The organism is Arsukibacterium sp. (assembly GCF_041616895.1).
Classification (GTDB): Bacteria; Pseudomonadota; Gammaproteobacteria; order Enterobacterales; family Alteromonadaceae; genus Alishewanella.
On the sequence record NZ_JBFJPY010000107.1, the window covers coordinates 1 to 10,375 of the forward strand.

A 10,375-nucleotide genomic window follows, 5' to 3' on the forward strand; every position below is an offset into this window, starting at 1 on the left:
CCCACTCGCCATTGGATAACGTCAGATGTTGTTAACCGATAAACGTTTATTGCTGGTAGGCGGCAAAGGTGGCGTGGGTAAAACCACCACCTCCTCTGCGCTGGCAGTGTTAGCCAGCCAACGCGGCAAAAAAGTGTTACTGGTATCCACCGATCCGGCACATAGTTTAAGCGACGCCTTTGACCGGCCAATCGGTGATAATATCACCCGCTTAGCGCCAAACCTGGATAGTCTGGAGCTGGACCCGGATCGCGAAGTAGAACAGCATCTTGCCAAAGTCAGTGCTCAACTTAAGCGCTTTACCCGCCCAGAGATGTACAGTGAGATTGAGCGACAAATGCGCTTAACCCGCCAGTCTCCTGGCGCGCAGGAAGCGGCAATGCTGGAGCGGATGGCAAATGTCATTGAACTGGGGTTAACCGACTATGATCTGGTGATTTTTGACACCGCCCCCACCGGCCATACCCTGCGTTTACTCAGTCTGCCAGAAGCTATGGCTGCCTGGACTCAGGGCTTACTCAATGCCAGTAAACGCTCAGAAAAACTCGGCGATGTATTGGCGCATTTAACGCCTAAAGCTGGCCGCGATCTGGCTAATCCACTGGCTGATCCAGCTGAACATGCATCATCCGGTATGGATGAGCGCACCAAAGCCATTACTGAAACCCTGCTAACCAGACAGCGCTTATTGCAACGCACCCGCACCATACTTACCGATAAGCAGCAAAGTGCACTGTTATTTATATTAACCCCGGAAAAACTGCCAATTCTGGAAACTGGCCGCGCCATCCAAAGCTTAATGCAGGAAAAACTGCCATTGGCTGGCCTGGTGGTTAACCGCATTTTACCCGACACTGCCGATGGTGATTTTCTGGCTGCCCGCCGCAGTCAGGAAAAAATACACCTGGCGCAGATAGAGCAAGATTTCGCTACACTCCCCCGCTATAAGGTGCCGCTGCAAGCAACCGATATTCAGGGGCTAAAGGCATTACAGCATATGGCGACCTTACTGGAGCAGGCAGGGTTGTAGCTGATTTTTACCCAATTATCGGGTATGGTGAGCGTTTTTAGCACAGGCTGGAGCAGTAAATGAACTACCAAAACACTCGTTTAACGTTGGTTATTGCTTTCGTTTTCGCGGGCGTGATAACGAGCGAAGTAATTGCAGTAACCCCCTCGGCTGACAATATTGACAGCGATTTCAAAGCCCAAGTGATGGAAGGCTATTTACAACGTTGCGTTGAAGTATTAAGCAGTAAAGGCTATACCGCTGAGGCCATTAAAGCAGAATGTAAATGTGAGCTGGATCAGATAGAGCAACATTTCAGTGTCTTTAGCCTGATGCTAAACGCTGCCACCACAAACACGCCAGTGACAGCAGCCGAACAACAACCAATAAATGACCTTAAAACACGCTTGTTACAATGCAAAAATAAGCTGGCCGCCGACTAGTGAAATACAACTGTCAATTTTCAATTTAGCACTTTGCATCGATTCGATACCAGACAAGTGTGTTATCGCTACACATTAAAAATGTGTTAATGCTATTCCCACATTACGCCAACATTTGCTTCCTGTGCTTTATGCAAAAGGGTCAGCAGTGGCTTGGCTCTTACCTTCAGGCTGACCCGCTCTGGTTTTTCTTCATCGTCACTGGCTGGGGTTTTTGGTGCAGCTTGCTCAGGTTCCGGTGCGTCATCTTCAGCCAGCTCTGCCAGTGCCTGTTTTAAACGGGCGAGTGCTTCAGGTACATCATCAGCAAACATGGCGCTTGGCAGCTTAGTATCACGTCCCATCATTTTCAGTAATTGCATGCCCACATTGGTATGGTAATCAACATCCCGGCTTGCTTTGCTTTTAAAGGTAACCATAGTATTGCTCCATTAATAGTATTGCCTGGTTATATGCTGCTACTCTGATAGCAAGCATAACCTACTTTTCAGTATTAACATGGCAACCACTAATAACGCTCATTATATTCTTGCAATAGATCAAGGCACAACGTCCAGCCGGGCGGTTATTTTTAATCAGCAATTACAGCAAATTGCTACGGCTCAACAAGAGTTAAGCTTAAGCTATCCGCAATCTGGCTGGGTTGAGCAAGAGCCGGAACACATTTGGCAAAGCGTGCTGGATTGTATTGATCAGGTGTTAAGAAACGCTGAATTAAGTGTTTCAAAAATCAGCGGTATTGCTATTAGCAATCAGCGGGAAACAACAGTGGTTTGGGATCGACAGACCGCTAAGCCTATTGCGAACGCCATCGTCTGGCAAGATCGGCGAACCGCTGCTTTTTGCAAGGAATTGCAGCAACGCGGGGTAGAAGACACAATTAGTCAGAAAACCGGCCTACGCGCCGACCCATACTTTTCTGCCAGCAAAATTGGCTGGTTGCTTGATAATATTGCCGGGGCAAGAGCCAAAGCAGAAGCCGGCCAGCTGTGTTTTGGTACCATCGACAGCTACCTTTTATTTAAGCTTACTGATGGCAAAGTACATGCCACTGACGCCAGTAATGCCAGTCGTACAGCGCTGTATAATCTAACCAGCCAGAACTGGGATGCGCAACTTCTGGAACTTTTTAATATTCCAGCGAGCCTGTTACCAACAATTAGCGACAGCGCCTGTGTGTTTGGTTGTACTTCAGTTGACTTAGTCGGTGCTGAAATCCCGGTAATGGCGATGTTAGGCGATCAACAAGCAGCTTTGCTAGGTCAGGCATGTATCAGCCCGGGTATGCTAAAAAGTACCTATGGTACTGGCTGCTTTGCCATGGTCAATACCGGCGATACTATAATACGCAGTAGTAATCAGCTGTTAAGCACCCTGGCCTGGCAGTTAAACGGCAAAGCCACCTATGCGCTGGAAGGCAGTATATTTATGGCAGGTGCTACCATACAGTGGCTGCGCGATAAACTAGGCATTATCAGTCAGGCCTGTGAAACCGAAGCGCTGGCAGCTAAAAGTAACTATCAGCAAACTGAATTGCTGGTACCAGCGTTTACCGGATTGGGAGCGCCCTACTGGCAACCTGAGGCAAAAGCAGCACTGTTTGGTATGACCCGCGATACCGGTAAAACACAACTGGCTGCCGCTGCGCTTTGCAGCGTGGCCTATCAGAGTGCTGATTTGCTTACTGCCATGAGCCTGGATGGTATTAAGGTTGCACAATTAAGAGTCGATGGCGGCATGACCAACAACTGCTGGTTTGTGCAGGCATTGGCTGACTTGTGCCAGCAACCGGTGCTGCGCTGTAATACCGCCGATGCCACTGTGTATGGTGTTGCGTTTTTAGCAGCGCTTAGCCTCGGTTACTACGCTGATATCGACGCAATAAGCCAATTGTGGCAAGCCGACCGGCAATTCGTTCCACAGCTGGCTGCCAGCGAACAGACAAAACTTTATCAGCGCTGGCAAACCGCAGTTGCCGGAGTGCTGGCGCAACAGCTATAGTAGTAGCAGCTAAATAATATTAATAACGAGGTCTGAAGATGGCAAAGGTACTAATCACCGGGTTTGAACCTTTTGCCGGTGAATCTGTAAATACCTCGTGGCAGGTTGCCAGCGCATTACACCACTGGCAATTGGATGACGAGGTCAGCGTGGTGGCCCAGCAACTGCCGTGTGTGTTTAAGCAGTGCCTGCTTAGCCTGGAGCAAGCTATTAATCAGCATAAACCTGCTGTGGTTATTATGCTTGGCCAGGCCGGTGGTTGCGCGCAGCTGCAACTTGAAAAAATTGCCAGTAATTATATCGATGCCGATATTGCTGATAACGCCGGTCAGCAACCGCGTAACTCCCTTACGGCGTCACATGGCCCGGCGGCCTACTTTAGCAATTTGCCATTGCACGCCACGCTAAACGCCCTGCAGCTGCAACATATTCCGGCACAACTGTCTTTATCTGCCGGCAGCTACGTCTGTAACCACAGTTTTTATGGATTAATGCATCTGATTAAAAACCAGTACGCCAGCATTAAAGGCGGTTTTATTCATTTACCCTATTTACCTGAGCAGGTAATAGATAAACCCAATACCCCGAGCATGGCACTCGCTACGCTGATATCGGCCGTGCAAATTGTGATTGAAACGAGTTTGCAGCAGCGCCCTGACCAGCTAGTGGTCTGATCAGATAGCGATAACTCATTCAGTTTTCACCATAAAATTTTTTTAAATTTAATACTTGCATAAATTTTAAGCATTCATTATGATGCGCGAATTCGAAAGGCAAGTCATCTGAAAAGATGATCACGCAAAGCTTCAGGTCTAACGGGGAAACCCTATGATAGCTGGGCTGCCGTCGCAAATTGCGATGTTTTATTCTGTTTCGTCCAGAGTTAAACGCAGACCTTTCGTGTACCGCAACCCAGGTTGCTAACAATGATCGTCAACTGACTCAATTCGGAGCTTGAATATGAAAACCAAATTTATCGCTTTAGCCGCTGTTATCGCTTCCACCTCCTTTGTAAGTACTCCTGTTGCCGCCGACGATCAATTAGCCATGACTATTTGTTCTTATGTCGCAGCAGATAGCCGGAATAACCTGCGTAAAGTATTAACGGATAATCGTGTCCGTTTATCTTCCGTATATAACAGTGTGGTCTGTGATGGTTTACCATTAGTGCGCCATGCTATTAAGCACAATGCTAACGAAACGGCTGAGTTTATGCTTAAACAGCTATCAAGTAGCGTTGTGGCTGCATCTGGCGATGCGGAATGGGCTCAAAGCAACGGCTTTGCTGCTTCACCGGTAATTAATGCCATTAAAGAGCGTGCCGCCATCTAACTGATGACACCCCAACGTTTATCCGTACAAATTAAGGCGCCAGGTTGGCGCCTTAATTATTTCTGATTCAGGCTTTTAAACCAAAGCATTGCTGCTTAACATGCTCAGCAATACCTACTCCCGCTTCAGACATGGTTAAATAGGTTTCATCAGCGCCAGCGGCGATAATATTGCGGGCTTCATCATTATGCATGCTGTGCGACACAATAAAACCATTAAACCCCGATGCCCGTAGCTTTTTAGCGGCAATAACCTTAGCTTCCACGTCATTCATACTAAGGATCACTGCCTGCACATTGCCATAATCCAAGCCCTGCCAGAACACCTGATCTTCAGCGTCAACATAAAAAATATTGATCCCCTTTTGTTGATGATCAGCAACTTTTGCCGGATCAGAATCCATCGCAATTATTTTTCTGCTGGGCTTAAGGTAATTATAAGCTGAGGTGCCGGTGCGCCCCATCCCCATAATCAGCACATCCGCATCGCCTAATGACACAGGCTGTTCATCTGGATGATGAATATTGCGCTCTAACTTCAGCAACCGATCACATAAGCGCTCGTACAGCGGGTGTGCTAAGCGGTTTAATGGCGCTGAAACAACAAATGAAATGGCCACCGTCAACGCTAGCGGTACCATCCACTCTGGCAATACCACACTGGCCACGATTAAACCGAACTCACTGTAATTAGTCAGACTAAGGCTGGCCAGAAAGGCACTGCGCGCCCTGAGTTTAAATAACACCAGTAATAAGAAAAACAAGATAGCCTTAAGGGGCAGAATAAGGGTCATTACCCCGGCAAATAACCAGGCATTAGCATCTGGCAGACCATCTATACCAATTTGTAAAAAGAACCCCACCAGAAAGAACTCTTTAATACTCCACAGCGATTTTGATAACTCACCTGCCCGCGGGTGTTTTGCCAGCATCGCCCCAAATACCAGCGCGCCAAGTTCAGAGCTCAACCCCACCAGTTCAAAGCCCTGCCCGCCGACCACCAACGCCAGCAATAAACCAAACAAGATCAGCAGATCTTCATGACCACTGGCATCAAGCAGTTTAAACAGCAGTGGCCGAAGTAGAGGCAAGGCGAACACCAGCAGGGCCCAGGCCGAAGGCACAGTGCCGCTGGCCAGGCTCATCACCAGCAGCGCCAGCAAATCCTGTACTATAAGAATACCTATCGCCACCCTGCCATGAAATGCCCGTAATTCGCGCTTACTTTCCAGCACCTTCGCCGCTAGTACCGTGCTGGAAAACGCTAAGGCAATGGCCAGCATTAATGCCTGATACCAGCTAACCTCAAAAATAAATAACACAGCAGGTAAGGTAAGCAAAATGGATAAACCAAAATGCAAGGTGCCGCCGCCTAACACCTCAGCTTTTGCCAGGCTGCGCACGTTTAATTTTAAACCAACGGTAAATAACAGCAGCAGTACGCCCAGATGCGCCACATGGTGAATAATTGACGGTCCATCCGCTGGCAGGTTCATTTCACTGGCGGTAGCGGAAATTACAAACCCCGCCAGCAGGTAGCCAATAAGTGGCGGTAACCCAATCAATCGGACCAGTAAACCCAGTGAAAACGCAAATCCTATCCAGACAGCTTCAAGCATTGGTTAATCCTAATCTTGCCTTTATCCCTATCATCATATCTAAAGCCTCAAAATCGATGTTAATGTGGATCATCAATATCAGTTCTTCCTGGCGGCGGCACATCACCCTGGCGACGTTTAAACATACCGTTATTGGCCCGTTGAACCCACTCATTATAAGTACGGTGTACCCCACGGCGCATTGAGGAAGACGAGCTTTCCAGCACGCCAACCCCCACCAGCACTGCTACCACCAGTAATGATAATTTTATCGCAACTAAATCGTGGCCGACACCAATACAGACACCAATAGCGGCCAATACCCAGATGGTTGCTGCTGAGGTCACACCCAGTACCATGCCATCACGGCTTAACATCACGCCGGCGCCGAGAAAGCCGACACCTGTGATTACCTGGCCGATAATTCGTGACGGATCGGTCATCTCTGAATTGACCGACATGGATACCGCAATAAACACGTAGGTACCCAGAATAATCAGAATGGAGGTACGGATCCCGGCCGGCTTTCCGCGCAATTGCCGCTCCAGACCAATTATAAAACCACAACATAGTGCGGTAAGTAGATCCTGCCAGCCTAGCGGTTCTATTGCGATGATGGTTTGCCAATCCGGCATACAGTTTCCTTTATTTTGCTCTTACGATGGCTTTTGCCGCCTGCCATTCTTGCTGGGTTATAGCCGTTGTGTATTCATCAGCAACCGGCTGTTGCTTTGCTTTACGCTTTCTTTGAGCAACCTTTTGTAATATAGCGTAATTTTCGGCGTCTGACCGCCTGTTCCAGTCAACAATTTCAGTGATGTGCCGATAACAGCCCACACACAGCTTTTCACTGTTTAAACGACAACAGGCGACACAGGGTGATTCTGGCGCAGGCAACCCGGACATATTCTATCGACTCCTTCAGCGCTCTGGTCGTATTGAGAGGAAGCAGAGCTTAACTTTATCAGCACTTTATGCCAATCTGGCACAGTACATAACTATAACGAAAACCGCCACGGGAACCTACCAATGACGAAACTTAAACCTTGTTTACTGGCGCTGGCTATTGCCAGTATAACGCTGCAAGCGGACGAAAAAGCTCCTAGCTGGGATGTAAATGCGCCGCAAGGCCAGTTTGAAACCGTCGATATTAACGTGCAGCAGGGCAGCTGGATGAATATTACGGTAAGCCCGGATGGCAAAACCCTGGCTTTTGATTTATTGGGTGATATTTACACCATGCCCATAGCCGGTGGCAAAGCCACGGCCCTGACCAACGACATTGCCTGGAATATGCAGCCGGTATTCAGCCCGGATGGCAAAACCATTGCCTTTACCAGTGACCGTGATGGTGGCGACAATATCTGGTTAATGAATGCCGACGGTAGCGAGCCGCGTGCCGTAACCAATGAAACCTTCCGCTTGCTGAACAGCCCGGCTTTTAGCCCGGATGGCCAGTTTATTGTCGCCCGCAAACACTTTACGGCCAGTCGCTCGCTGGGTGCCGGTGAAGTATGGCAGTACCATGTCAGTGGTGGCAATGGGGTTATGCTGACCGAGCGGCCAAATGATCAGAAAGATTTAGGTGAGCCGGCCTTTTCCCGAGATGGTAAATACATCTACTTCTCCCAGGACGACACACCGGGCAAAACCTTCCACTACAGTAAAGACTCAGAGTCTGGTATTTATGTCATTAAACGCTTTGAGCGTGAAACCGGAAAAATTGAAGAGCTACTCGGTGGTGCGGGTGGTGCCATTCGCCCTACGCCCTCGCCGGATGGCAAATACTTAGCCTATATTCGCCGGGTTGATTTTCAAAGTACCTTGTTTTTATATGATTTAGCCAGTGGCGAGCATATCAAACTGTATGATGGTCTGGACCGCGACATGCAGGAAACCTGGGCCATTCATGGGGTTTACCCAACCCTTAGCTGGACGCCTGACAATAAAGCTTTGCTGTTCTGGGCCGGCGGTGACATAAAGCGGCTGAATATTGCCAGCAAGCAAGTCTCGACCGTGCCGTTTGAAGTGAATACCAGCAAACAGATCCAAACTGCGCTGCGGGTAAAACAGGATTTAGACACTACCGACGTTGACGTTAAAATGCTGCGTTTTGTCAAAGTATCCCCCAATGGCAAGCAGGCGGTATTTACCGCATTAGGTCATTTATACATCACCGATTTAAACGACCCGAAACCGCGTCGGTTAACCAAGCAAACCACCGATTTTGAATTTTATCCCGAGTTTTCCCGCGATGGTAAAGAGCTGGTATTTGTCAGCTGGAACGATCAAACACAAGGCGCGGTAAACCTGTTGAACTTGCGAAATGGCCGAGTAACCAAACTGACGAGCGAGCCAGGGAAATACATAGAGCCAACCCTAAGCCCCGATGGCAAAACCGTGGTTTACCGTAAAATTGGTGCCGGCCGCTTATTGCCCAGGCAGTGGTCACTTAATACTGGCCTGTATAAAATTAGTAGCCGCGGCGGTGACAGCGAACTGATTGCCCGTAATGGCTATGCGCCAATGTTTGGCGCCGCTAATGATAAAGTTTACGCCATGGATTATGGCAGTACACCCAGTTTTATTAGTATCGATTTACAAAAACATAGCCAGAAAACCTTATATACGGCTAAATTTGGCACTGAATTTAAACTATCGCCTGACGGTAAATATCTGGCATTCGCCGATCGGTTTAAAGTATTTGTAACCCCCTTTATTGAACGGGGCAAAGCCATTGACATCAGCGGCACAGACAAGCAGCTACCGGTAAAGCAACTGTCGGTCCGCGCCGGTGAACATATCAGCTGGAGCGGTGACAGCCAGAACCTTTATTGGAGCTTAGGGCCTGAGTTATATCATGCCAGCATTAATGGCTTGTTCGAGCACAGCGCCAAAAGCGATGATTTTAAAGTAGAAAACGGCATTGATCTTGGTTTCAAATTTCCGGCTGATATCCCACGAGGCACAATAGCTTTTGTCGGTGGTCAGGTGCTAAGCATGAAAGGCGATGAGGTTATTGCCGATGGCGTGGTTATTGTTGAAAACAATAAAATTAAAGCGGTAGGCAGTCGCAGTGATGTTGCCGTACCCAGCAATGCCAAAGTGTTTGATATTACCGGCAAAACCATCATGCCGGGCTTATTTGACGCCCATGCCCACGGCAGCCAGGGTAATCAGCAAATTACCCCGCAGCAAAACTGGCAAAACTACGCGGGTTTAACCTTTGGTGTCACCAGTATCCACGACCCTTCGAACGATACCCGGGAAATTTTTGCGGCCAGTGAAATGCAGCAAAGCGGCCAGATTGTCGGCCCGCGTATTTTCTCTACCGGTACCATTTTATACGGTGCAGAAGGTGCAGGTTATACCTCGCATATTGATAGCCTGGATGACGCTAAATTCCACTTAGAGCGGTTGCAAAAAGTGGGCGCATTTAGTGTAAAAAGCTATAACCAGCCGCGGCGTAACCAGCGCCAGCAGGTGGTTCAGGCCGCGCGTGAGCTAGGCATGATGGTGGTACCGGAAGGTGGCTCGTTAATGCAGCATAACCTGACCATGATTGTCGATGGCCACACCACCATAGAGCATGCCCTGCCGGCTGCAAAAGTATATGACGACATTAAGCAACTGTGGCAGGCCAGTGGCACCGCGTACACCCCTACCCTTAACGTTGCCTACGGCGGTATTTGGGGCGAGAACTACTGGTACGATAAAACCGAAGTGTGGAAACACCCGCGGTTAAGCCAGTATGTACCAATGGATGTACTAGCGCCGCGCAGTATGCGCCGCCCTACCGCACCACAACATCACTATAACCATTTTGAAGTGGTTAAAACCGCCAAGCAACTGCAGGATGTCGGTGTTATTGCTAACATTGGCGCCCATGGGCAGCGTGAAGGCTTAGGCGCACACTGGGAGATCTGGATGTTTGCCCAGGGCGGCATGAGCCCGCTGGAAGCGCTGAAAACGGCCACCATTAACCCCGCTAAA

Annotated in this window: 10 protein-coding genes and 1 riboswitch; of the genes, 6 read left to right on the forward strand and 4 right to left on the reverse strand. The window is 48.8% G+C overall.

What is annotated here, in order from left to right:
• The first annotated feature begins 25 nt into the window (after positions 1-25).
• Positions 26-1,030: an ArsA family ATPase gene (locus tag ABY802_RS14305; protein ID WP_372627803.1), complete on the forward strand. Its 1,005-nt coding sequence runs from the start codon at positions 26-28 to the stop codon at positions 1,028-1,030.
• Between the two features lie 59 nt (positions 1,031-1,089).
• The gene (locus ABY802_RS14310; protein ID WP_372627804.1) at positions 1,090-1,452 is read left to right on the forward strand and encodes a hypothetical protein; all 363 of its coding nucleotides are present in this window, start codon (positions 1,090-1,092) and stop codon (positions 1,450-1,452) included.
• A gap of 92 nt (positions 1,453-1,544) precedes the next feature.
• Here ABY802_RS14310 and ABY802_RS14315 read toward each other — a convergent pair whose 3' ends face one another.
• Entirely contained in the window at positions 1,545-1,871 is a 327-nt protein-coding gene (locus ABY802_RS14315) for a DUF1840 domain-containing protein (RefSeq protein ID WP_372627805.1), read from the reverse strand.
• A 79-nt stretch (positions 1,872-1,950) separates the two neighbouring features.
• On the opposite strand from ABY802_RS14315, the gene glpK reads away from it, so the two are divergent.
• From glpK to ABY802_RS14330, 3 genes are all read left to right on the forward strand, one after another.
• Positions 1,951-3,453 (forward strand): glycerol kinase GlpK, encoded by a 1,503-nt coding sequence (glpK, locus tag ABY802_RS14320; RefSeq protein WP_372627806.1) that lies wholly within the window; start codon positions 1,951-1,953, stop codon positions 3,451-3,453.
• A 38-nt stretch (positions 3,454-3,491) separates the two neighbouring features.
• The gene (gene pcp, locus ABY802_RS14325) at positions 3,492-4,127 is read left to right on the forward strand and encodes a pyroglutamyl-peptidase I (RefSeq protein ID WP_372627807.1); all 636 of its coding nucleotides are present in this window, start codon (positions 3,492-3,494) and stop codon (positions 4,125-4,127) included.
• Between the two features lie 88 nt (positions 4,128-4,215).
• Positions 4,216-4,301, forward strand: a riboswitch (cyclic di-GMP riboswitch).
• Between the two features lie 112 nt (positions 4,302-4,413).
• A complete protein-coding gene (locus ABY802_RS14330; protein WP_372627808.1) occupies positions 4,414-4,785 on the forward strand; it encodes a DUF3718 domain-containing protein in 372 nt (123 codons plus the stop codon).
• Between the two features lie 67 nt (positions 4,786-4,852).
• On the opposite strand, the gene ABY802_RS14335 is transcribed toward ABY802_RS14330, so the two are convergent.
• The 3 genes from ABY802_RS14335 to ABY802_RS14345 are packed head-to-tail and all read right to left on the reverse strand — an operon-like array spanning position 4,853 to position 7,288.
• Complete coding sequence (locus tag ABY802_RS14335) at positions 4,853-6,403, reverse strand: cation:proton antiporter (protein ID WP_372627809.1); 1,551 nt, start codon at positions 6,401-6,403, stop codon at positions 4,853-4,855.
• A 59-nt stretch (positions 6,404-6,462) separates the two neighbouring features.
• Complete coding sequence (locus ABY802_RS14340) at positions 6,463-7,017, reverse strand: MgtC/SapB family protein (protein WP_372627810.1); 555 nt, start codon at positions 7,015-7,017, stop codon at positions 6,463-6,465.
• Between the two features lie 10 nt (positions 7,018-7,027).
• Entirely contained in the window at positions 7,028-7,288 is a 261-nt protein-coding gene (locus ABY802_RS14345) for a DUF1289 domain-containing protein (RefSeq protein ID WP_372627811.1), read from the reverse strand.
• 123 nt (positions 7,289-7,411) lie between these two features.
• Between ABY802_RS14345 and ABY802_RS14350 the strand changes: the two genes are divergently transcribed.
• Positions 7,412-10,375 (forward strand): amidohydrolase (locus ABY802_RS14350; RefSeq protein WP_372627812.1); only part of this gene is annotated, 2,964 nt, incomplete at its 3' end.